The following is a 21,172-nucleotide window of genomic DNA, read 5'->3' as shown; positions in this document are numbered from 1 at the left end:
AAACAAGAAGGGCGCCAACTTTGGCGCCCGTAGCGTCAGGCTGCAACAGAATCAGTGACGAACGACGGCGGCGCCTGCGTGCCCGCGGAGACGGTGAGCACGTCGTAGCCGGTCTCGGTCACCAGGATGGTGTGCTCCCACTGCGCGGACAGGCTGCGGTCACGCGTCTTGACGGTCCAGTGGTCGGGCATGGTGCGGATATCGCGCTTGCCGGCGTTGACCATCGGCTCGATCGTGAAGATCATGCCAGCCTGGATTTCCATGCCGGTGCCGGGGCGGCCGTAGTGCAGGATCTGCGGGTCCTCGTGGAAGTTCTTGCCGATGCCATGGCCGCAGTACTCGCGCACCACGGTATAGCCGGCCGCTTCCGCATGGACCTGGATCACATGGCCGATATCGCCGAGGCGGGCGCCGGGGCGCACCTGGGCGATGCCCTTCCACATGCATTCGAAGGTGATCTGCGCCAGGCGCTTGGCCAGGATCGAGCCCTCACCGACAATGAACATGCGGCTGGTGTCGCCGTAGTAGCCTTCCTTGGTGATCACGGTGATGTCGAGGTTCACCGCGTCGCCGGACTTCAGCACGCGCTCGCCCGGGATGCCATGGCAAATCACGTCGTTGACCGACGTGCAGATGGCGCCGGGGAAGGGGGGGTAGCCGGGCGGCGCATAATTCAGGGGCGCGGGTACCGTGCCCTGCACATCGCGCATATAGGCGTGGCACAGCCGGTCGAGTTCGCCGGTGGTGACCCCCGGCTTGACGAAGGGCGTGATGTAGTCGAGGACCTCGGAGGCCAGCCGGCAGGCTACCCGCATTTGGGCGATATCGTCGGCGTTCTTGATATGGATGCTCATGCTGCTCGCAAAAGTGGCGGCGAAGCCACGGGCTGCGCCTCAAATTGAATCTGAAAGTGGGATTATCGCACCATCGGGCACCAACCGCAGCCGAAAACGGGCCGCGCCGGCTACAGGTGCCTGCTTTCCATGGTAAGTGGCCCCTTGAGCGAAGTCCTATTTTGTTGCTACAATCGCTGGCTAGCCTTCTTGCGGCTACCTGGCAGGTCGATGTGACTTGCGGGCAGCAGCTGGCGGGCCGGGCAGTCACAACTGTGCTGCGGTAGTGCTACGGTATTTGGCAAGCGCCTTGCGCTTATTAAATACAAAGTTATTGAAATTGCGAGTCCGTCCATCCGGGGTGTTCCTTTTCAGGAATGTCGGGGCGGACTTCAGACCTAACCCTTTTGGAGATTTTCATGTCCGTTACCATGCGCGAAATGCTGGAAGCCGGTTGCCACTTCGGCCACCAAACCCGCTTCTGGAACCCCAAGATGGCTCCGTACATCTTCGGCCATCGCAACAAGATCCATATTATCAACCTCGAAAAGACGTTGCCGATGTTCCAGGACGCGCTGAAGTACGTGCGTCAACTGGCAGCAAACCGCGGCACCGTGCTGTTCGTTGGCACCAAGCGTCAATCGCGCGAAATCCTGGCTGAAGAAGCAGGCCGCGCCGGCATGCCTTACGTCGATGCCCGCTGGCTCGGCGGCATGATGACCAACTTCAAGACCGTCAAGATCTCGATCAAGCGCCTGAAGGACATGGAAGCCGCCAAGGAAGCTGGCGCGCTGGAAACCATGAGCAAGAAGGAAGCCCTGATGTTCGAGCGCGAAATGGACAAGCTGCAAAAGTCCATCGGCGGCATCAAGGACATGGGCGGCGTGCCTGACGCCATCTTCGTGGTCGACGTCGGCTACCACAAGATTGCCGTGACCGAAGCCAAGAAGCTGGGCGTGCCCGTCATCGGCGTGGTCGATACCAACCACTCGCCGGAAGGCATCGACTACGTGATCCCGGGCAACGACGACTCGAGCAAGGCAGTTGCCCTGTACGTGCGCGGCGTGGCCGACGCGATCCTGGAAGGCCGTGCAAACGCCGTGCAGGACGTGGTTGAAGCCGCACGCGGCGGCGACGATTTCGTCGAAGTCGAAGAAGCCTAAAGGCTTGCTGCCCAGAGGACCCCGTACCGCGCGCATCGCAAGCTGACACATCATCGCTAGCCAACCGGCCCCTGGGCCGGGGCGCTGCGCGCAGCCGGGGGCTTTCCGGCAAACGAGGGGGCGAATCTTACGCCCCCTTTTTTCGAATTGTTGTCATCCGCCCCTGGCATGATCTGGCGCGGGTGAAGTTGAACTTACCTCCGGTCCCGGATCGCGCCACATCGACGGCGGGGTAGGGCGGGGCGAACCATTCAAGGAGTGACAAATGGCGGCAATTACCGCAAGCATGGTGGCAGAACTGCGCGCGAAGACCGACGCGCCGATGATGGAATGCAAGAAGGCCCTGACCGAGGCCGAAGGCAACCTGGAAAAGGCTGAAGAGCTGCTGCGCGTCAAGCTGGGCAACAAGGCCAGCAAGGCCGCTTCGCGCGTGACAGCCGAAGGCGTGGTCGTGTCCTTCATCGAAGGTACCACCGGCGCGCTGGTGGAACTGAACTGCGAAACCGACTTCGTGTCGAAGAACGATGACTTCATGGCGTTCTCGAACAAGGTCGCCGAACTGGTCGCCAAGCAGAACCCGGCCGACGTGGCTGCGCTGTCGGCGCTGGAAATCGACGGCGTGACCGTGGAAGCCACCCGTACCGCCCTGATCGGCAAGATCGGCGAAAACCTGGCGATCCGCCGCTTTGCCCGCTACGCCAATGGCGGCAAGCTGGCTGCTTACCTGCACGGCACCCGCATCGGCGTGATGGTCGAGTTCGACGGCGACGAAACCGCCGCCAAGGACGTGGCCATGCACGTTGCCGCGATGAAGCCGGTGTCGCTGTCGTCCGCCGACGTGCCGGCCGACCTGATCGCCAAGGAACGCAGCATCGCCGAGCAAAAGGCTGCCGAATCGGGCAAGCCGGCCGAAATCGTCGCCAAGATGGTCGACGGTTCGGTGCAGAAGTACCTGAAGGAAGTGTCGCTGTTCAACCAGACCTTCGTGAAGAACGACAAGCAGACCGTCGAGCAGATGCTCAAGGCTGCCAACACCACGGTCAAGGGTTTCACCCTGTACGTGGTTGGTGAAGGCATCGAGAAGAAGCAGGACGACTTCGCCGCTGAAGTGGCCGCCCAAGTGGCAGCTGCCCAAAAGGCCTGAAGTCCTGGCGGCCAGGGTGCCCGGCAGGGTGCCTCACCGGTCGCCGTATAATGCCGAGGGGCACCGCAAGGTGCCCCTCGGCACAAATGACCGCGCCGCGCTTACCCGTGCGGCGCGGGCTTGGTAGCCCGTTTCCGCAGTCGTCTGTCCAGCCGTGCTTCAGGGGCGCTTTGAACGCGAGTTTTCGTGTGCTATCGCGCTGTTGCCGTGCCGGAACCAGGCCACCCCGAAAACCGGCTTTTATAGCGGTGGCACGCCGATCCGTGCCGCCCGCCTTCAAATATCCGGCTCAACAGAACGAGCCGAACCAGCTCCGGGGATCAATATGCCAGCCTATAAGCGCGTCCTACTGAAATTGTCCGGCGAGGCCCTGATGGGCGATGATGCCTTCGGCATTAACCGCTCCACCATCGAAAGCATGGTCAATGACATCGCCGAGATCGTGAGGCTGGGCGTCCAGGTCGCGGTGGTGATCGGCGGCGGCAATATTTTCCGCGGCGTGGCCGGCGGGGCAGCGGGCATGGACCGCGCGACTGCCGACTACATGGGCATGCTGGCCACCATGATGAATGCGCTGGCCCTGCAGGACGCCATGCGCCACGCCGACATCGTGGGCCGCGTGCAGTCGGCCCTGCGCATGGACCAAGTGGTCGAACCTTACATCCGCCCGCGCGCCATCCGCCAGCTGGAGGAGGGCAAGGTGGTGATCTTCGCCGCCGGCACCGGCAACCCGTTCTTCACCACCGATACCGCGGCGGCCCTGCGCGGCGCGGAAATCGGCGCGGAGATCGTGCTCAAGGCGACCAAGGTCGACGGCGTTTACACCGCCGACCCCAAGAAGGATCCCAGCGCCACGCGTTACACCACCATCTCCTTTGATGAGGCGATCTCGCGCAACCTGCAGGTGATGGATGCTACGGCATTCGCCCTGTGCCGCGACCAGAAGCTGCCGATCAAGGTGTTCTCCATCGTCAAGCCGGGCGCGCTCAAACGCGTGATCCTGGGCGAAGACGAAGGTACGCTGGTGCACGTATAAGTGCAGCACCAGTCGCTGGCGCGCTGCCGCCGAAGGTGGCGCGCGTGCCGGCAAAGAGTAGAATGATTCATTTTCGATCCCACCGTCCGGGATCATGATTACCCGTTTTCGGAGGTAAAGATGAGCGTCGCCGACACCAAGAAGAGCGTCGAGCAGAAAATGCAAAAGACCATTGAAGCGTTCAAGGCCGACCTGGCCAAGATTCGCACTGGTCGTGCACACACAGGTCTGCTCGACCACGTGCAAGTGGATTACTACGGCTCCCCGGTGCCGATCAGCCAGGTGGCCAACGTCGGCCTGGCCGATTCGCGCACCATCAGCGTGCAGCCTTGGGAAAAGAAGATGGTCAGCGCCATCGAGAAGGCCATCCGCGACGCGGACCTGGGCCTGAACCCGTCGACCATGGGCGAGACCATCCGCGTGCCCATGCCCATGCTGACCGAAGAGCGCCGCAAGGAACTCGCCAAGGTCGTCAAGGGCGAGGCCGAGGGCGCCAAGATCGCCGTGCGCAACCTGCGCCGGGATGCCAACGAGCAGTTCAAGAAGCTGGTCAAGGACAAAGCCATTTCCGAGGACGACGAGCGCCGCGGCCAGGACGATGTGCAGAAGCTGACCGACAAGTTCGTTGCCGAGATCGACAGGATGGTTGCCGAGAAGGACAAGGAGATCATGACGGTGTGACGCATGATGCGGCGGCTTGCCAGCCGCCGCTGTGTCCGGTACCGTTTCCCATCATGCATCACATCAGTTCCACGCTCAGCGTCCCCGACTCTACCTATGTGCCCCGCCACGTCGCCATCATCATGGATGGCAACGGCCGCTGGGCGACCCAGCGGCACCTGCCACGCGTAGCCGGCCACAGCCGTGGCCTGGATGCCGTCCGGGCCGTGGTGGAGGCCTGCGCCGCGCGTGGCGTGCAGTACTTGACCCTGTTCGCGTTCAGTTCCGAGAACTGGCGCCGCCCGGCGGACGAAGTCTCGTTCCTGATGCGGCTGTTCATGACCGCGCTGCGCCGTGAGGTGATCAAGATGCACGCCAACAACATCCGCGTGCGGGTGGTTGGCGACCTGAGCCGCTTCAGCCCGCGCATCCAGCAGCTGATCGCCGATGCCGAGGCCCGCACGGACGGCAACACCGGCCTGACGGTGACTATCGCCGCCAACTATGGCGGCCGCTGGGACCTGCTCCAGGCCATGCGCAAGATGCTGGCGCGCTCGCCCATGCTCGATCCGGAATCCGTGGACGAATCCGTGCTCGCGCCGCACCTGGCCATGGCCTACGCGCCGGAGCCGGACCTGTTCATCCGCACCGGCGGCGAGCAGCGCATCAGCAATTTCCTGCTGTGGCAGCTGGCCTACTCCGAGCTCTATTTCACCGACGTGTTCTGGCCGGATTTCAGCGCTGCGGAGCTCGACAAGGCGTTTGCCTCGTACCGGCAGCGCGAGCGCCGCTTCGGCCGCACCAGCGCGCAAGTGGTCGCACCACCCGGCCTTTCCGGCACCGCCTGAAGCCCGTTTTCCATTTTTTCACCGGAATCCCGCAGCGCATGCTTCTTACCCGTGTCATCACCGCCGTATGCCTGTTGCTGCTGATCCTGCCGATCCTGTTCCTGGCACCTCCGTCGGCGCTGGCCGGCCTGGTGGCGGTGATCGTCGTCCTGGCGGGCTGGGAATTTGGCCGCCTGATCGGGCTGCGTGGCTTCTGGCCCTATGTCTATGCGGTGGCCTGCCTGGTCGCCCTGATCGGCTGGCATGACGCAGCCGACCGCCAGGCGCTGACGCGCCTGCTGCAGATCGGCGTGGCCTGCTGGGGCGTCGCCGTGGTGCTGCTGGCGCGCGGCGTGCGCCAGGCGAGCCCTTCCTTTACCTTGCTGGGCGCCATTCTCGGCTTGTTCATGCTGCCGGCGTTCGGCCATGCCACCCTGATCCTGCGCGAGCTGGGCATCGGGGTGCTGCTGTCCGTAGCGGTGCTGGTCTGGGCTGCCGATATCGGCGCCTATTTCGTTGGCAAGGCCATCGGTCGGCGCAAGCTTGCCCCGACCATCAGCCCGGGCAAGTCCTGGGAGGGCGCCATCGGCGGCTGGCTGCTGGTGCTGCTGATCGCACTCGGGCTGGCCGCTACCCAAGCCTTTTCCCCGACCTGGTTCTCTCGCATGGCCGACCGTAACGGCCTGGCTGTCGTGGCGCTGCTGTCGACCCTGCTGGTGGTCGCCAGCGTGGTCGGCGATCTCTTCGAGTCGTTGCTCAAGCGCCAGGTTGGCATGAAGGACAGCAGCCGCCTGTTGCCCGGCCATGGCGGCGTGCTCGACCGGATCGACGCGCTGTTGCCCGTGTTTCCGCTGGCCGCCTTGCTGGCCATCTATCTTTGAGTTGATCTGATATGCGTCGTATTACCGTCCTGGGTGCCACCGGCTCGATCGGGGAAAGTACGCTTGATGTGGTCAAGCGCCACCCCGAGCGCTATGCCGTCCATGCGCTGACGGCGCACCGGCAGGTCGACAAGCTGGCGGCGCAGTGCCGCGAGTTCCGCCCGGCGTACGCCGTGGTAGGCACGGCCCAGGCCGCGAGCGAGCTGCAGGCGCTGTTGCGTGCCGACGGCATCAAAACCGAGGTGGGCTATGGCGAAGCGGCCCTGGAAGCGGTGGCGGTCGATGCCGCGGCCGATTCGGTGATGGCCGCCATCGTCGGCGCCGCCGGCTTGCGTCCCACGCTGGCCGCGGCGCGGGCGGGCAAGCGCGTGCTGCTGGCCAACAAGGAAGCGCTGGTGATGTCGGGCCGGCTCTTCATGGATGCCGTGCGCGAGCACGGCGCCACGCTGCTGCCGATCGACAGCGAGCACAATGCCATCTTCCAGTGCCTGCCGGCGGACGATCCGCGCCTGAGCGCCGGCGTCTCCAAGATACTGCTGACGGCTTCCGGCGGCCCGTTCCGGACCCGGGACCCGGCCACCTTGCACGATATTTCGCCGGGCGAGGCCTGCGCCCACCCGAACTGGGTGATGGGCCGCAAGATTTCGGTCGACTCCGCCACCATGATGAACAAGGGGCTGGAGGTGATCGAGGCGCACTGGCTGTTCGCCGCGCCGGCGGACCGCATCGAGGTGCTGATCCACCCGCAGAGCATCGTGCACTCGATGGTGTCCTACGCGGACGGCTCGGTGCTGGCCCAGCTCGGCAACCCCGACATGCGTACGCCGATCGCCTACGGGCTCGCCTATCCCGAGCGCATGCACGCGGGCGTTTCCCCGCTGGACCTTACCCGTGCCGGCGCGCTGACCTTCGAGACCCCGGACCTGGCGCGTTTTCCTTGCCTGGGCCTGGCATTCGACGCCTTGCGGGCGGGCGGGGTGGCCCCGGCCGTCCTGAATGCCGCCAACGAGGTTGCCGTCGAGGCGTTCCTGCAAGGCCGGATCCGTTTTACCGACATCGCACGCATCGTGGCGCAGGTGTTGGCGCAGGCCTCGCCGGGCAGTGTCGACACGCTGGAAGGCGTGATGGACATCGACCAGGATGCGCGCCGCAGCGCCGGCGCCTTGCTGGAAAGCGCGCGTTCGTGCTGATGCCGGTGGCGGCGCGGCCGGGATCGGCGACAATAGCGGCGCATCGGCCCATGCCGGCGCACCGGTTGCCGGGCCTCGTGCCCGGCGTCTACTTTGTGCCATCGGGGCGTTCCCGCCCCTGACGACAAGCTACCTGCCATGCAAACCGTAATTGCTTTCGTCGCTGCCCTTTGCATCCTGATCTATTTCCATGAAATGGGTCACTACCTGGCCGCGCGCCTGTGCGGGGTCAAGGTGCTGCGCTTCTCGATCGGCTTCGGGCGGCCACTGGTGCGCTGGGTGTCCAAGGGGCGGGACCGTACCGAGTGGACCATCGCCGCGATTCCGCTCGGCGGCTACGTCAAGATGCTCGATGAGCGGGAGAGCGATCCGGGCCATGATGCACCGGTCGATCCCGCGGATCTGCCACGCGCCTTCAACCGCCAACCGGTGGCCAAGCGCTTCGCGATCGTGGCGGCCGGGCCGCTGGCCAACTTCGCCCTGGCCATCGTGCTGTATTTCGTGCTGTTTGCCGGCGGCATGCGCGAGGCCGCGCCCATCGTCGCGGCGCCGCCTGCCGGCACCCCGGCGGCTGCGGCGGGCTTGCGCGAGGGCGACCGCGTGCTGGCGCTGCAGGCCAACGGCGAGAACGAACAGGTGCGATCCTGGAACGACCTGCGCATGGCTGTGTTCGCCCAGGGCTTTGGCGATGCTAGCGCGGTGCTGCACGTGCGCGCCGCCGATGGCGCCGAGCGCGATGTGAAGCTGCCGCGGCTGCCGAATACCGGCGGCAATCCCGAACAAGACCCGCTTGCCACGCTGGGCCTGGCCCTCAAGGGCGGGCCGGTGACGATCACCGAAGTCCTGCCGGACTCCGCCGCGCAACGCGCTGGCCTGCGCCAGGGCGATCGCGTGGTGGCCTGGCAAGGACGCCCGCTGACCCAGGCTGGCGAACTGATCCGCGGGGTCAGGGCGCAGCCCGGCGCCGAGGTCACGCTTGGCATCGAGCGCGAGGGCCGGCGCCTGGATGTGCCCGTGAAGCTCGATGTGGTCCCCGCGGCGGAGGGCGCTAGCGCGGCAGCCGCCGCCACCGGCAAGCTGGGCGCCGCGCTGAGCCAGGCGGTCGAGATGGAAACCGTGCGCTACCAGCCGGTCGAGGCGCTGAGCCGCGCGGTCGGACAGGTCTGGAGCACCAGCGCGCTCTCGCTCAAGTTGCTCGGAAAGATGCTGGTGGGGCAGGCTTCGCTGCAGAACCTGAGCGGCCCGCTGACCGTGGCGGACTACGCGGGGCGCGCCGCCCACCTCGGATGGCAGCCCTTTGTCGGCTTCCTGGCGTTGGTCAGTGTTAGCCTCGGTGTATTGAATTTGTTACCTATTCCGGTATTGGATGGGGGGCATTTGCTGTATTATTGCGTTGAATTTTTGACTGGCAGGCCCGTACCAGACCACTGGCAGGCTGTGCTGCAGAAGGTCGGCATCGCCTGCGTCTTGCTCCTGACTTCGCTCGCCTTGTTCAACGATGTCAGCCGGCTGTTTTTAGCGCGCGGCTAGACATAGGTTGCCGGCTGCGGCGTGCGGGTGTCACTGACACCCCGCGCCGGATGCCGAGCCAAGGCGCAGCCCCGTGAAGCATCGGAGCCCAATCCTGCATGGAATCAAAGAGGGGATCAAGATTGATCAGACATAAGCGCATCTCGCTGGGCGTGCTGGCGAGTGCCATCATCGCGGCCTGGACCCCAGTGAGTTGGGCCGCGGAGCCATTCGTCGTCAAGGACATTCGTGTCGAGGGCCTGCAGCGGGTCGAGCCGGGTACGGTGTTCGGCTACCTGCCGGTCAAGGTCGGCGAAACCTTCAGTGACGACAAGGGCGCGGACGCCATTCGTGCCCTGTATAACACCGGGTTCTTCAAGGATGTCCAGATCCGTTCCGAGGACGGCGTGCTGGTGGTCCAAGTGGAAGAGCGTCCCGCCATCTCGCAGCTCGAGTTCGTCGGCATCAAGGAATTCGACAAGGACACCCTGCGCCGCTCGCTGCGCGCGGTGGGCGTGGCCGAGGCCCGGTACTACGACAAGGCCCTGATCGACAAGGCAGAGCAGGAGCTCAAGCGCCAGTACGTGGCGCGCGGCTACTATGCCGCCGACATCCAGACCACGATCACCCCGGTCGACCGCAACCGCGTGTCGGTGGTGTTCAATGTCGACGAAGGTCCGGTGGCCAAGATCCGCCAGATCAATATTGTCGGCAACAAGGCCTTCAAGGAAAGCACGCTGCGCGATGAAATGCAGCTGTCGACCCCGAACTGGTTGTCCTGGTACACCAAGAACGACCTGTATTCCAAGCAAAAGCTCACCGCCGACCTGGAAGCACTGCGTTCGTACTACCTGAACCGCGGCTACCTCGAGTTCGCCATTGAATCGACGCAGGTGTCGATCACGCCGGACAAGAAGGACATCTTCCTGACGCTGAACATCAAGGAAGGCGACCAGTACAAGGTGTCGGACATCCGCCTGGCGGGCGAGCTGCTCGGCAAGCAGGCCGAGATGGAAAAGCTGCTCAAGCTGCAGAAGGGCGAGGTCTTCTCGTCCGAGAAGCTGACGCAGAGCACCAAGGCCATTACCGACCTGCTGGGCACCTACGGCTACGCGTTCACCACCATCAACCCGCAGCCGCAGATCGACAAGGAAAAGCGTGAAGTCGCGCTGACCCTGATGGTCGATCCGGGCCGTCGCGTCTATGTGCGCCGCGTCAACGTGGTGGGCAACAGCAAGACGCGCGACGAAGTGGTGCGCCGCGAAATGCGCCAGATGGAAAGCTCGTGGTTCGACAGCGAAAAGCTGACGCAATCGCAGGCCCGTATCAACCGTACCGGCTACTTCACCGACACCAACATCACCACCGAGGACGTGCCCGGCGCGCCCGACCAGGTCGATGTGAACGTCAACGTGACCGAGAAGCCGACCGGGCAGATCAGCCTGGGCCTGGGCTTCTCCTCCACGGACAAGCTGGTGCTGCAAGCCGGCCTGCGCCAGGACAACGTGTTCGGCTCGGGTACCAGCCTTGGCCTGGACGTGAACACCGCGAAGTCCTTCCGCACGATCTCGCTGACGCAATACGATCCGTATTTCACGGTGGACGGCATCAGCCGCTCGACCGATATCTACTACCGTACGTCGCGGCCGCTGTATTACACCGGCGACCAGGACTACAAGATCGTTTCGGAGGGCGGCAACATCAAGTTCGGCGTGCCGTTCACGGAAACGGATACCGTGTTCTTCGGCATCGGCTACGAACGTACCCAGGTGACCATTTCGCCGAACACGCCGATCCAGTACGGACAGTGGCTGACCAAGATCGGCAAGTCCAGCGGCGACCCGATCAACAACTTCCCGTTCACGATCGGCTGGGCCCGCGACCGCCGCGACAGCGCGTTGGTCCCCACCAAGGGACCCTACACGCAGGCAAACCTGGAAGTGGGCGTGCCCGGTGGCGATACGCAGTACTATCGCGCCAGTGTGCAACAGCAGTATTTCTATCCGCTGTCGAAGGCCTTTACCCTGGCCTTCAACGGTGAGGTGGCTTACGGGCACGGCTACGGCAATACGCCGTTCCCGGTGTTCAAGAACTTCTACGCCGGTGGTATCGGCTCGGTTCGCGGCTACCAGACCAGCACGCTGGGCAAGAAGGACCAGAACGGCAACCCGATTGGTGGCGCTTCCAAGATGATCGGCAACGTCGAATTCATCTTCCCGCTGCCGGGTTCGGGCGTGGACCGGACGCTGCGCCTGTTCACCTTCTTCGACTTCGGTAACGTGTACGAAGAAGGCGCACCGCTGCTGTTCAGCCAGCTCAAGTATTCGACGGGCCTGGGCATGTCCTGGCTGTCGCCGATCGGTCCGCTCAAGATCAGCGTGGGCTTCCCGCTGAAGAAGGACGAGACCGACAAGGTACAGCGCTTCCAGTTCCAGATCGGTACTGCGTTCTGATCGGGCATAGAAGATAGAAGATTGAGGAACGGATTCATGAAAACAACATTCCCACTGATCAAAAGCCTGACGGCGGCCGCGCTGACGGTTGGCGCGCTGCTGGCAGCCGCGCCGGCCATGGCGCAGGAAGCGCGCATCGCCGCGGTCAATTCCGAGCGTATCCTGCGTGATTCGGTGCCTGCCAAGCAGGCCCAGGTCAAGCTGGAGCAGGAGTTCTCCAAGCGCGACCGCGAGTTGCAGGACATGGCCCAGAAGATCAAGGGCATGGCCGACAAGCTCGACAAGGACACCGCCGTGCTGGCCGATGCCGACCGCCAGCGCCGTCAGCGCGAAGTGGCCGATCTCGATCGCGAATTCCAGCGCAAGCAGCGTGAATTCCGCGAGGACCTGAACCAGCGCCGCAACGAGGAACTGGCCCAGGTGCTCGAGCGCGCCAACCGCGTGATCCGTCAGCTTGCGGAGCAGCGCAAGTACGATCTGATCGTGCAAGAGGCCGTGTACGTCAATCCTCGCATCGACATTACCGACGATGTGATGAAAGCGTTGAACGCCGGCAGCAAGTAAGCTGCCAGTTTTCGCCGTCCAAGGAAGTACTGCCATGCAAACACCCACACTGGGTCAGCTCGCCACCGATACCGGCGCGCAGGTTGTGGGTGATCCCGACCTCGCCGTGCGCGGCCTCGCGCCGCTCGACCAGGCCGGCCCCGACCAGCTCTCGTTTCTCTCGAATCCCCTGTACCTGCCGCAGGCGCTGGCCTCCGGGGCCGGCGCCGTGATCGTGTCGGCGGCCGACCTGGAGCGCATTCGCGCCGAAGGGCAGGCCGACGGCCGCAACTGGCTGGTGGCACGCAATCCCTACGTGTGCTTCGCACGTATCGCGCAGGGGTTCGATCGCCGCGCCAATACCGATCACCGTACCGGCATCGACCCGCGCGCCAGCGTGGCGCCCGATGCCGTGGTCCCGGCGTCCTGCTTTATCGGCCCCAACGTGGTGATCGAGAGCGGCGCCCGGCTTGGCGAGCGGGTGCGCATCCTGGCCAACGGCTTTGTCGGCGCCGGGGCGCAGATTGGCGATGACACGCTGATCTACGCCAATGTCTCGGTCTACCACCAGTGCGTGGTGGGCATGAGGTGCATACTGCACAGCGGTGTGGTGCTGGGTGCGGATGGCTTCGGCTTTGCCCCGGACATCGGCCCGGCTGGCGTCGAATACGTCAAGATTCCCCAGACCGGCCGCGCCGTGCTGGGCAATGACGTCGAGGTCGGCGCCAATACCGCGATCGACCGCGGCGCCATGGCCGACACGGTCATCGAGGACGGCTGCAAGCTCGACAACCAGGTACAGATCGCGCATAACGTGCGGGTGGGCGCGCATACTGTGATCGCGGGATGCGCGGCGATTGCCGGCAGTACCAAGGTCGGGCGCTTCTGCGTGATCGGGGGTTCGGCCAACTTTGCCGGCCACCTGAACATTGCCGACCGCACCACGGTGTCCGGTGGCACTTCGATCACTAAATCCATTTCCAAGCCCGGTGGGCATTTCACCAGCGTGTTCCCGGTCCAGCCGCATGGCGAGTGGGAGCGCACCGCAGCCACCTTGCGAGGCCTGAGCAAATTGCGCGATCGCGTGATCCAGCTCGAGAAGCGCTTGCAAGGGCAGGACGCCGGCAAATCTATCCAGCATACCGAAGAGAAAAAAACATGAACGCCGTCGATATCGACATCCGCAAGATCCTCAAGCTGCTGCCGCATCGTTACCCGTTCCTGATGGTAGACCGCGTGCTTGAACTGGAGCCGCAAAAGCGTATCAAAACGCTGAAGAACGTCACCATGAACGAGCCGTACTTCCAGGGCCATTTCCCGGGTCACCCCGTGATGCCGGGCGTGATGATCCTCGAAGCGCTGGCGCAGTCGGCCGGCTTGCTGACCTTCGGCGAAGACGTAGAGCGCAAGGAAGACTCGCTGTATTACTTGGTCGGCATCGACGGCGCGCGCTTCAAGCAGGTCGTGACGCCGGGCGACCAGCTGCACATGACGGTATCTGTCGAGCGCTATATCCGCGGCATCTGGAAGTTCAAGGCATTTGCCACCGTCGACGACAAGGTGGCTTGTGAAGCTGAGTTGATGTGCACCGTCAAACAAGCCGACTAAGAAACCCGCCTTCAGGGCTACGTCTTGAGGGCAGGTCTTGGACGTATTCGGCTCACTGTGTTGACCGTTCAATCTTTTCATCTCAGACCATAGGACAGGACGCATGACGCAAATCCATCCCAGCGCACTGGTTGACCCGAAGGCCGAGCTTGCCGCCGACGTGACCGTCGGGCCGTTTTCCATCGTGGGTCCGCATGTGCGCCTTGGCAGCGGTACCCAGGTGGGCGCGCATACCACCATCGAAGGGCATACCACCGTTGGTGCGGATAACCGCATCGGGCCTTACGCTTCGGTGGGCGGCACGCCGCAGGACATGAAGTACCGCAACGAGCCGACCCGGCTTGTGATCGGTGATCGCAATACCATTCGCGAATTCACCACCATCCACACCGGCACGGTGCAGGACCGGGGCGTGACCAGCATCGGCGACGACAACTGGATCATGGCCTACGTGCACATCGCGCACGATTGCCAGGTGGGCAACCACACGGTGTTCTCGAGCAATGCGCAGATCGCCGGCCACGTGCAGGTGGGCGACTGGGCCATTCTTGGCGGGATGAGCGGGGTGCACCAGTTCGTGCGCATCGGCGCGCACGCCATGCTGGGCGGCGCCTCGGCCCTGGTGCAGGACCTGCCGCCGTTCGTGATCGCCGCTGGCGACAAGGGTGGCAACAAGGCCACGCCGCACGGCATCAACGTGGAAGGCATGCGCCGCCGTGGCTTTGACGCCGCGCAGATCGCGGCCCTGCGCCAGGCTTACAAGGTACTGTACAAATCCGACCTGAGCTTTGAAGCCGCCCGCAACGAGATCGCGCAACTGATTGCGCAGGCCGAAGGCACCGCCACGGCTCCGTTGCGGGATTTCCTCGACTTCATTGCCGCCACGCAGCGCGGCATTGTGCGCTGAAGCCGGATACAGCCATGGTCGACGGTGTCCTACCGGCCATGGAGGCCACGCCGGTTGCGGCGGGCGCGGGCAATCGCGGCACCATTGCCATGGTGGCTGGCGAGAACTCCGGCGACCTGCTTGCCTCCTTGCTGATGGGCGGGCTCAAGGCCCGCCTCGGTGAAGTGAGCTACGCCGGCATTGGCGGCCCCCGCATGATGGCGCAGGGGTTCGAGTCGCAATGGCCGATGGACACCCTCTCGGTCAACGGCTACGTGGAGGTGCTGGGCTCGCTGCGCGAGATTCTCGCCACGCGCCGCGCCATCAGGGAAAAGCTGCTGGCGCAGCCGCCGCTGTGCTTTATCGGCGTGGACGCGCCGGATTTCAACTTCGGGCTCGAGGTGCCGCTGCGCCGTGCCGGCATCCCGGTGGTGCACTTCGTCAGCCCGTCGATCTGGGCCTGGCGCGGCGGGCGCATCCGCACCATCGCACGCGCGGTCGACCACATCCTGTGCCTGTTTCCGTTCGAGCCGGAGATCTACGCCCGCGCCGGGATTCCCGCCACCTATGTGGGCCATCCGCTGGCCGACGTGATCCCGATGGTGCCGGACACGCAAGGCGCCCGCGAGAAGCTTGGCTTGCCGGCCGGGCCGCGCGTGGTGGCCGTGCTGCCCGGTAGCCGGCAGTCCGAGGTGCGCAACCTTGGCGCGACGTTCTTCGCGGCCATGGCGCGCATGCACAGCATGGACGGCAATCTCGCCTTTGTGCTGCCGGTCGCCAGCGCGCCGCTGCGAGAGATCGTCGCGGGCCTGCACCAGCAGTATCCGCAGATCCCGCTGACCATCATCGACGGGCAGTCTCACCTGGCCATGGAAGCTGCCGACGTGATCCTGCTGGCCAGCGGTACCGCCACGCTGGAGGCCGCGCTGTACAAGAAGCCCATGGTGATTTCGTACAAGGTGCCCTGGCTGACCGCGCAGATCATGAAGCGGCAGGGTTACCTGCCGTATGTGGGCCTGCCCAACATCCTGTCGGGGCGTTTTGTCGTGCCCGAATTGTTGCAGGATGATGCCACGCCCGAGGCATTGGCGCGCGAGACGCTGCTGCAGTTGAACGACGAAGGCAATACCGCGTTCCTGCGGGACCATTTCACCCAGATGCACCAGACGCTTAAACGCAATACCGCCGAGATCGCTTCGGCCGTGGTCGCCGACCTGATCCGGCAGCGGAGGGGCGTGTAATGGCGCGCCGCCCCACTGCCACCGCCAAGGGCGATTCGGCCCAGCTCGGCTTTGACCTGGCCGGCACCGCCGCGCAGGTACGCCACTTGTGCGGCGTGGACGAAGCGGGCAGGGGCCCGCTGGCCGGCCCGGTCTACGCTGCCGCTGTGGTGCTGGATCCGGCCCGCCCGATCCAGGGCCTGGCGGACTCCAAGGTGCTGACCGCGAGGCGCCGCGAGGCGCTGTTCGACGAGATTCGCGAGCGCGCCCTGGGCTGGCATATCGCCCAGGCTTCGGTGGAAGAAATCGACACGATCAACATCCTGCATGCCACCATGCTGGCCATGCAGCGTGCCGTGCACGGCCTGGCCGATTCCGGCCTGGAGCCGGACCTGGTGCAGGTCGACGGCAACCGCTGCCCGCAGGTGCGCTTTGCGGTCGAGGCCATCGTCAAAGGCGATGCCAAGGTGCAGGCCATCTCGGCGGCTTCCATCCTCGCCAAGGTGGCGCGCGACCGCGAGCTGCTGGTACTGCATGCCGCATACCCGCAGTACGGCTTCGATGCCCACGCAGGTTACGGCACGCCGCAGCACCTGTCCGCGCTTGCCGAGTTCGGCGCCACGCCGCACCACCGGCGCTCGTTCGCGCCCGTGCGCGAAGCCATCGCGATGGGGCGGATCGCGCCCGTGGCCGCCATCCCGGCGCCAGCTTTCCCGGAGCCGCTGCTGTGAAACACGTCACGTCGCGCGAAAACGCGCTGTTCAAGCATCTCAAGGCACTGACTGGTTCCACGCATGCGCGCCGCAAGGCGGGGCAGTCGGTGCTGGATGGCGTGCACCTGGCGCAAGCCTACCTGGACGCGCTGGGCCAGCCGGTGCAGTGCGTGGTGTCGGAGCGGCACTACGATCATGCCGAGGTGGCGCAACTGCTCAGGCAGATCGAGCCGGAGCGCGTGGTCCTGCTGGCGGATGCCTTGTTCGATCTGATCGCCGGCGTGGTCAACGGCATCGACCTGATGCTGGTCATCGAAACGCCCTCCGGCCACCTGCCGTCGCATATCGACACCGATTGCATCATCCTGGACGGCGTCCAGGATGCCGGCAATGTCGGCTCTATCCTGCGCAGCGCCGCGGCCGCAGGCATCCAGCACGCCTTCCTCGTCACGGGCAGCGCCTTCGCCTGGTCCACCAAGACCCTGCGCGCCGCCATGGGCGCCAATTTCCACCTGAACATTGTCGAGCACTGCACGCTCGACATGCTGGCGCCGCGCCTGGCGGTGCCGCTGCTGGCCACGTCCTCGCACGCGCAGGCAGCTGTGTTCGACACGGACCTGCGCGCACCGGTGGGCTGGGTGGTCGGCAATGAAGGCGCGGGTGTGAGCCCGGAATGGATGGCCAAGGTCAGCCGCACGGTGGGCATTCCCCAGCCGGGCGGCCTGGAGTCGCTGAACGTGGCGGCCGCAACGGCGATCTGCCTGTTCGAGGCGGTGCGGCAGCGCCGTCCTGGTTAAGCCTGCCGCGCCTGCCGCCGCTTCGCCGCACCGACGGGCCTGCGTGCCCGCCGTGCGGCGTCAGCCTGACTCAATAGTTGCTGTCGCGATCCACCTTGATCTCCTGCAGGATCGTGGTGGCGATCTCTTCGATCGACTTGTGAGTGGATGACAGCCACTTGATGCCCTCGCGGCGCATCATGGCCTCGGCCTCGTTGACCTCGTAGCGGCAGTTTTCCGGCGCGGCGTACTTGCTGCCGGGACGCCGCTCGTTGCGGATCTCGGCCAGGCGCTGCGGGTTGATCGACAACCCGAAGATCTTGCTCTTGAACGCGTAGAGCGCGGTGGGCAGCTTGCCGCGCTCGAAGTCGTCCGGAATCAGCGGGTAGTTGGCCGCCTTCAGCCCGTACTGCATGGCAAGGTAAAGGCTGGTCGGGGTCTTGCCACTGCGCGACACGCCCACCAGGATGATGTCGGCCTCGGCCAGGTTCTTGTGCGACTGGCCATCGTCATGCGCGAGCGAGAAGTTGATCGCCTCGATGCGGTTCTGGTAGGCCTCGGTGTCCGCATTCTGGTGAAAACGGCCGATCGCATGGGTGGACTTCAGGCCGAGTTCCTTCTCCAGCGGCTCGATGAAGGTCTGGAACATGTCCAGGATCATGGCCTTGGCGCGGCGGATCGCCTTGTTCGACTCCTGGTTGACCAGGGTGGTGAAGACGATGGGCTGCACGCCCTCCGCGTAGAAGGCCTCGTTGATCTTGCCCACGGCGATGTGCGCTTTTTCGGGCGTGTCGACGAACGGCATGCGCACCTTGCGGAAACGCATCTCGAACTGGGCCAGGATCGAGTGGCTGAAGGTCTCGGCGGTAATGCCGGTGCCATCGGAGACGATAAAGACCGTGCGGATGGCCGGGCGCTCCTCCTCCTTACGCGGTTCCTGGGGTTGCTGCGGCGCAAGTGGCGCGGCGGGAGCGTCGGGCTGGGGAGCGTCGGGGAGGGACATGTATGGACAATTATTTTTGAATCCGCGTTCCGCGAAAGTGCGGTGCGGCACGGTAGAATAGCGGCGATCTTTTCGCTAAGCAATTCCGCCAGCGCTGTTGGCACAACGATTCGGCCACGAATTGTCAACAATGTGCGCTGCAGCAATCACGATCGCACACCGATTGTGAGCCGCTGGGGCTGTTTAGCCAAGCGATCCGTCCGGTAGCAGAACTCCAACAATATTCCGGGCGTCAGCAACAGGTTTCTTACTTTGTTTTGAGGCTTTTATGAACAACCCGGCAATTGACGGCGCATACCTGCTGCCGTTCGAGCAGTTGCGCAAGGAAGATGTGGAAACCGTGGGCGGCAAGAATTCGTCGCTCGGCGAGATGATCTCGCAGCTGGCCGAGGCTGGCGTGCGTGTGCCCGGCGGCTTTGCCACCACTTCGCTGGCTTTCCGCGACTTCCTCGCCTATAGCAACCTGACCCAGCGCATTTCCGATCGCCTGAAGGCCCTCAACGTCGACGACGTCAAGGCCCTGGCCGAAGCCGGTGCCGAGATCCGCAACTGGGTCGTCGAAGCGCCGTTCCAGCCCCGCCTGGAAAAGGAAATCCGCGAATTCTACGCGCGTGCCGAAGAGCGCGAAGGCGCCGAGGCTTCGTTCGCCGTGCGTTCGTCGGCGACCGCCGAAGACCTGCCGGATGCATCGTTCGCTGGCCAGCAGGAGTCGTACCTCAACGTCAGCGGCATTGACGATGTGCTGGACAAGATCCGCCACGTGTTTGCCTCGCTGTACAACGACCGCGCCATTTCCTATCGCGTGCACAAGGGCTTCGCGCACGACATCGTCGCGCTGTCCGCCGGCGTGCAGCGCATGGTGCGCTCGGATGTGGGCGCCGCAGGCGTGATGTTCACCATCGACACCGAATCCGGCTTCCCCGATGTCGTCTTCATCACCTCCAGCTACGGCCTGGGCGAAACGGTGGTGCAGGGCGCGGTCAACCCGGACGAGTTCTACGTCTTCAAGCCCACGCTGCAAGCGGGCAAGTACCCCATCATCCGCCGCTCGATCGGCTCCAAGCTGATCAAGATGGAATTCACCGCGCCGGGCGAAGCCGGCCGCGTCAAGACCGTCGACGTGCCCATCGAACTGCGCAACCGCTACTCCATCACCGACGCCGATGTGGCGGAGCTGGCCAAGTACGCGATGATCATCGAGAAGCACTACGGCCGCCCGATGGACATCGAGTGGGGCAAAGACGGCCGCGACGGCAAGATCTACATCCTGCAGGCCCGCCCGGAAACGGTGAAGAGCCAGTCGGCCGGCAAGGCGGAGCAGCGCTTCAAGCTCAAGGGCACCGCGCCCGTGCTCACCAGCGGCCGCGCCATTGGCCAGAAGATCGGCACCGGCCGCGTCCGTGTGATCAATGACCCGTCCGAAATGGAACGCGTGCAGCCCGGCGACGTGCTGGTCGCCGACATGACCGATCCCAACTGGGAGCCGGTGATGAAGCGCGCCGCCGCCATCGTGACCAACCGCGGTGGCCGTACCTGCCACGCGGCCATCATTGCGCGCGAGCTGGGCGTGCCCGCCGTGGTCGGCTGCGGCGACGCCACCGACCTGCTCAAGGACGGCACGCTGGTGACGGTGTCGTGCGCCGAGGGCGATGAAGGCCGCGTCTACGACGGCCTGCTGGAAACCGAGGTTACCGAAGTGCAGCGCGGCGAAATGCCGGAGATCGACGTCAAGATCATGATGAACGTCGGCAACCCGCAACTGGCCTTCGACTTCTGCCAGATCCCGAACCAGGGTGTTGGCCTGGCCCGCCTCGAGTTCATCATCAACAACAACATCGGTGTCCACCCGAAGGCCATCCTCGACTACCCGCAAGTCGATGCCGACCTGAAGAAGGCCGTGGAAAGCGTGGCCCGCGGCCATGCCAGCCCGCGCGCCTTCTACGTGGACAAGCTGGCCGAAGGCATCGCCACCATTGGCGCGGCCTTCTACCCCAAGCCCGTCATCGTGCGCCTGTCGGACTTCAAGTCCAACGAGTACAAGAAGCTGATCGGTGGTTCGCGCTACGAGCCGGACGAAGAAAACCCCATGCTGGGTTTCCGTGGCGCCTCGCGCTACATCTCCGAAGACTTCGCCGAGGCCTTCGAGATGGAATGCAAGGCCATGAAGCGCGTGCGCGACGACATGGGCCTGACCAACGTCGAGATCATGGTGCCGTTCGTGCGTACGCTCGGCCAGGCCGAGAAGGTCATCGGCCTGCTGGCCAAGCACGGACTGAAGCGCGGCGAGAACGGCCTGCGCGTCATCATGATGTGCGAAGTGCCGTCCAACGCCATCCTGGCTGAAGAGTTCCTGCAGTACTTCGATGGCTTCTCGATCGGCTCGAACGACCTGACCCAGCTCACGCTGGGCCTGGACCGCGACTCCGGCATGGAGTTGCTGGCCAAGGACTTCGACGAACGCGACCCGGCCGTCAAGTTCATGCTGTCGCGCGCTATCTCTACCGCGCTGCGCCTGGACAAGTACGTTGGCATTTGCGGCCAGGGCCCCTCGGACCACCCGGACTTTGCGCTGTGGCTGGCCAAGGAGGGCATCAAGTCGATCTCGCTGAATCCGGATTCGGTGGTCGATACCTGGAAGCAACTGGCTTCCTGAGGCATTTGACGTCACAATAGCGGTACACCGGCCCTGCGCCAGGTGTTCCGAACCCCCGCAGGCGCCCTGGCGCT

At 64.6% G+C, this 21,172-nt stretch carries 18 protein-coding genes and 1 pseudogene; 17 read left to right on the top strand and 2 right to left on the bottom strand.

All coding sequences use genetic code 11. From position 1 onward, the window contains the following. Positions 1-35: 35 nt before the first annotated feature. Positions 36-857 (bottom strand): annotated as a pseudogene (map, locus tag A9975_RS02285) (type I methionyl aminopeptidase); the annotation flags it as partial. A 395-nt stretch (positions 858-1,252) separates the two neighbouring features. Between map and rpsB the strand changes: the two are divergent. The 16 genes from rpsB to A9975_RS02205 all read left to right on the top strand — a co-directional run bounded on the left by rpsB (position 1,253) and on the right by A9975_RS02205 (position 17,463). After that, entirely contained in the window at positions 1,253-1,996 is a 744-nt protein-coding gene (rpsB, locus tag A9975_RS02280; protein WP_043346950.1) for a 30S ribosomal protein S2, read from the top strand. A 265-nt stretch (positions 1,997-2,261) separates the two neighbouring features. After that, positions 2,262-3,140, top strand: a complete 879-nt coding sequence (gene tsf / locus A9975_RS02275; RefSeq protein WP_006163113.1) for a translation elongation factor Ts — start codon at positions 2,262-2,264, stop codon at positions 3,138-3,140. A gap of 325 nt (positions 3,141-3,465) precedes the next feature. Continuing rightward, a complete protein-coding gene (gene pyrH / locus A9975_RS02270; RefSeq protein ID WP_043346948.1) occupies positions 3,466-4,176 on the top strand; it encodes a UMP kinase in 711 nt (236 codons plus the stop codon). A 120-nt stretch (positions 4,177-4,296) separates the two neighbouring features. After that, the gene (gene frr, locus A9975_RS02265; protein ID WP_043346946.1) at positions 4,297-4,857 is read left to right on the top strand and encodes a ribosome recycling factor; all 561 of its coding nucleotides are present in this window, start codon (positions 4,297-4,299) and stop codon (positions 4,855-4,857) included. Positions 4,858-4,910: 53 nt separating this feature from the next. Continuing rightward, complete coding sequence (locus tag A9975_RS02260; protein WP_174425188.1) at positions 4,911-5,684, top strand: isoprenyl transferase; 774 nt, start codon at positions 4,911-4,913, stop codon at positions 5,682-5,684. 38 nt (positions 5,685-5,722) lie between these two features. Beyond that, positions 5,723-6,544 (top strand): phosphatidate cytidylyltransferase, encoded by an 822-nt coding sequence (locus tag A9975_RS02255; protein WP_183031211.1) that lies wholly within the window; start codon positions 5,723-5,725, stop codon positions 6,542-6,544. Between the two features lie 11 nt (positions 6,545-6,555). Continuing rightward, positions 6,556-7,734, top strand: a complete 1,179-nt coding sequence (gene ispC, locus A9975_RS02250; RefSeq protein ID WP_183031210.1) for a 1-deoxy-D-xylulose-5-phosphate reductoisomerase — start codon at positions 6,556-6,558, stop codon at positions 7,732-7,734. 138 nt (positions 7,735-7,872) lie between these two features. Further along, positions 7,873-9,264, top strand: a complete 1,392-nt coding sequence (rseP, locus tag A9975_RS02245) for an RIP metalloprotease RseP (protein WP_150983490.1) — start codon at positions 7,873-7,875, stop codon at positions 9,262-9,264. Between the two features lie 98 nt (positions 9,265-9,362). Next, the gene (gene bamA / locus A9975_RS02240; RefSeq protein ID WP_255503019.1) at positions 9,363-11,696 is read left to right on the top strand and encodes an outer membrane protein assembly factor BamA; all 2,334 of its coding nucleotides are present in this window, start codon (positions 9,363-9,365) and stop codon (positions 11,694-11,696) included. A 36-nt stretch (positions 11,697-11,732) separates the two neighbouring features. After that, positions 11,733-12,260: an OmpH family outer membrane protein gene (locus tag A9975_RS02235; RefSeq protein ID WP_150983488.1), complete on the top strand. Its 528-nt coding sequence runs from the start codon at positions 11,733-11,735 to the stop codon at positions 12,258-12,260. Positions 12,261-12,294: 34 nt separating this feature from the next. Further along, positions 12,295-13,401, top strand: a complete 1,107-nt coding sequence (gene lpxD / locus A9975_RS02230; protein ID WP_183031208.1) for a UDP-3-O-(3-hydroxymyristoyl)glucosamine N-acyltransferase — start codon at positions 12,295-12,297, stop codon at positions 13,399-13,401. Then, positions 13,398-13,847 carry a 3-hydroxyacyl-ACP dehydratase FabZ gene (fabZ, locus tag A9975_RS02225; protein ID WP_150983486.1) on the top strand — a complete coding sequence of 150 codons (450 nt, stop codon included), beginning with the start codon at positions 13,398-13,400 and terminating at the stop codon, positions 13,845-13,847. Before lpxD ends, fabZ begins: the two co-directional genes overlap by 4 nt. A 103-nt stretch (positions 13,848-13,950) precedes the next feature. Beyond that, positions 13,951-14,754, top strand: coding sequence for an acyl-ACP--UDP-N-acetylglucosamine O-acyltransferase (gene lpxA, locus A9975_RS02220; RefSeq protein WP_183031207.1), 804 nt, complete (start codon positions 13,951-13,953; stop codon positions 14,752-14,754). A gap of 14 nt (positions 14,755-14,768) precedes the next feature. Further along, on the top strand, positions 14,769-15,974 hold the full coding sequence (gene lpxB, locus A9975_RS02215) for a lipid-A-disaccharide synthase (protein ID WP_183031206.1): 1,206 nt from the start codon (positions 14,769-14,771) through the stop codon (positions 15,972-15,974). Next, positions 15,974-16,684: a ribonuclease HII gene (gene rnhB, locus A9975_RS02210; RefSeq protein WP_183031205.1), complete on the top strand. Its 711-nt coding sequence runs from the start codon at positions 15,974-15,976 to the stop codon at positions 16,682-16,684. The genes lpxB and rnhB overlap by 1 nt, the downstream gene beginning before the upstream one ends. After that, positions 16,681-17,463 carry an RNA methyltransferase gene (locus A9975_RS02205; protein WP_183031204.1) on the top strand — a complete coding sequence of 261 codons (783 nt, stop codon included), beginning with the start codon at positions 16,681-16,683 and terminating at the stop codon, positions 17,461-17,463. The genes rnhB and A9975_RS02205 overlap by 4 nt, the downstream gene beginning before the upstream one ends. Before the next feature lie 70 nt (positions 17,464-17,533). On the opposite strand, the gene A9975_RS02200 is transcribed toward A9975_RS02205, so the two are convergent. Further along, positions 17,534-18,445 carry a pyruvate, water dikinase regulatory protein gene (locus A9975_RS02200; protein ID WP_220810595.1) on the bottom strand — a complete coding sequence of 304 codons (912 nt, stop codon included), beginning with the start codon at positions 18,443-18,445 and terminating at the stop codon, positions 17,534-17,536. A gap of 268 nt (positions 18,446-18,713) precedes the next feature. Here A9975_RS02200 and ppsA point away from each other — a divergent pair, with 268 nt between their 5' ends. Further along, positions 18,714-21,098, top strand: coding sequence for a phosphoenolpyruvate synthase (gene ppsA, locus A9975_RS02195; protein ID WP_183031203.1), 2,385 nt, complete (start codon positions 18,714-18,716; stop codon positions 21,096-21,098). Positions 21,099-21,172 lie beyond the last annotated feature (74 nt).

Source organism: Cupriavidus sp. UME77 (assembly GCF_014170355.1).
Classification (GTDB): domain Bacteria; phylum Pseudomonadota; class Gammaproteobacteria; order Burkholderiales; family Burkholderiaceae; genus Cupriavidus; species Cupriavidus basilensis.
The sequence above is the reverse complement of the archived record's forward strand: the minus strand, read 5'-3'. Positions and strand labels throughout refer to the sequence as shown.

Coding starts and splice junctions, on each gene's coding strand:
- rpsB (WP_043346950.1), top strand. CDS start 1,253: ATGTCCGTTACCATGCGCGAAATGCTGGAAGCCGGTTGCCACTTCGGC.
- tsf (WP_006163113.1), top strand. CDS start 2,262: ATGGCGGCAATTACCGCAAGCATGGTGGCAGAACTGCGCGCGAAGACC.
- pyrH (WP_043346948.1), top strand. CDS start 3,466: ATGCCAGCCTATAAGCGCGTCCTACTGAAATTGTCCGGCGAGGCCCTG.
- frr (WP_043346946.1), top strand. CDS start 4,297: ATGAGCGTCGCCGACACCAAGAAGAGCGTCGAGCAGAAAATGCAAAAG.
- A9975_RS02260 (WP_174425188.1), top strand. CDS start 4,911: ATGCATCACATCAGTTCCACGCTCAGCGTCCCCGACTCTACCTATGTG.
- A9975_RS02255 (WP_183031211.1), top strand. CDS start 5,723: ATGCTTCTTACCCGTGTCATCACCGCCGTATGCCTGTTGCTGCTGATC.
- ispC (WP_183031210.1), top strand. CDS start 6,556: ATGCGTCGTATTACCGTCCTGGGTGCCACCGGCTCGATCGGGGAAAGT.
- rseP (WP_150983490.1), top strand. CDS start 7,873: ATGCAAACCGTAATTGCTTTCGTCGCTGCCCTTTGCATCCTGATCTAT.
- bamA (WP_255503019.1), top strand. CDS start 9,363: ATGGAATCAAAGAGGGGATCAAGATTGATCAGACATAAGCGCATCTCG.
- A9975_RS02235 (WP_150983488.1), top strand. CDS start 11,733: ATGAAAACAACATTCCCACTGATCAAAAGCCTGACGGCGGCCGCGCTG.
- lpxD (WP_183031208.1), top strand. CDS start 12,295: ATGCAAACACCCACACTGGGTCAGCTCGCCACCGATACCGGCGCGCAG.
- fabZ (WP_150983486.1), top strand. CDS start 13,398: ATGAACGCCGTCGATATCGACATCCGCAAGATCCTCAAGCTGCTGCCG.
- lpxA (WP_183031207.1), top strand. CDS start 13,951: ATGACGCAAATCCATCCCAGCGCACTGGTTGACCCGAAGGCCGAGCTT.
- lpxB (WP_183031206.1), top strand. CDS start 14,769: ATGGTCGACGGTGTCCTACCGGCCATGGAGGCCACGCCGGTTGCGGCG.
- rnhB (WP_183031205.1), top strand. CDS start 15,974: ATGGCGCGCCGCCCCACTGCCACCGCCAAGGGCGATTCGGCCCAGCTC.
- A9975_RS02200 (WP_220810595.1), bottom strand. CDS start 18,445: ATGTCCCTCCCCGACGCTCCCCAGCCCGACGCTCCCGCCGCGCCACTT.
- ppsA (WP_183031203.1), top strand. CDS start 18,714: ATGAACAACCCGGCAATTGACGGCGCATACCTGCTGCCGTTCGAGCAG.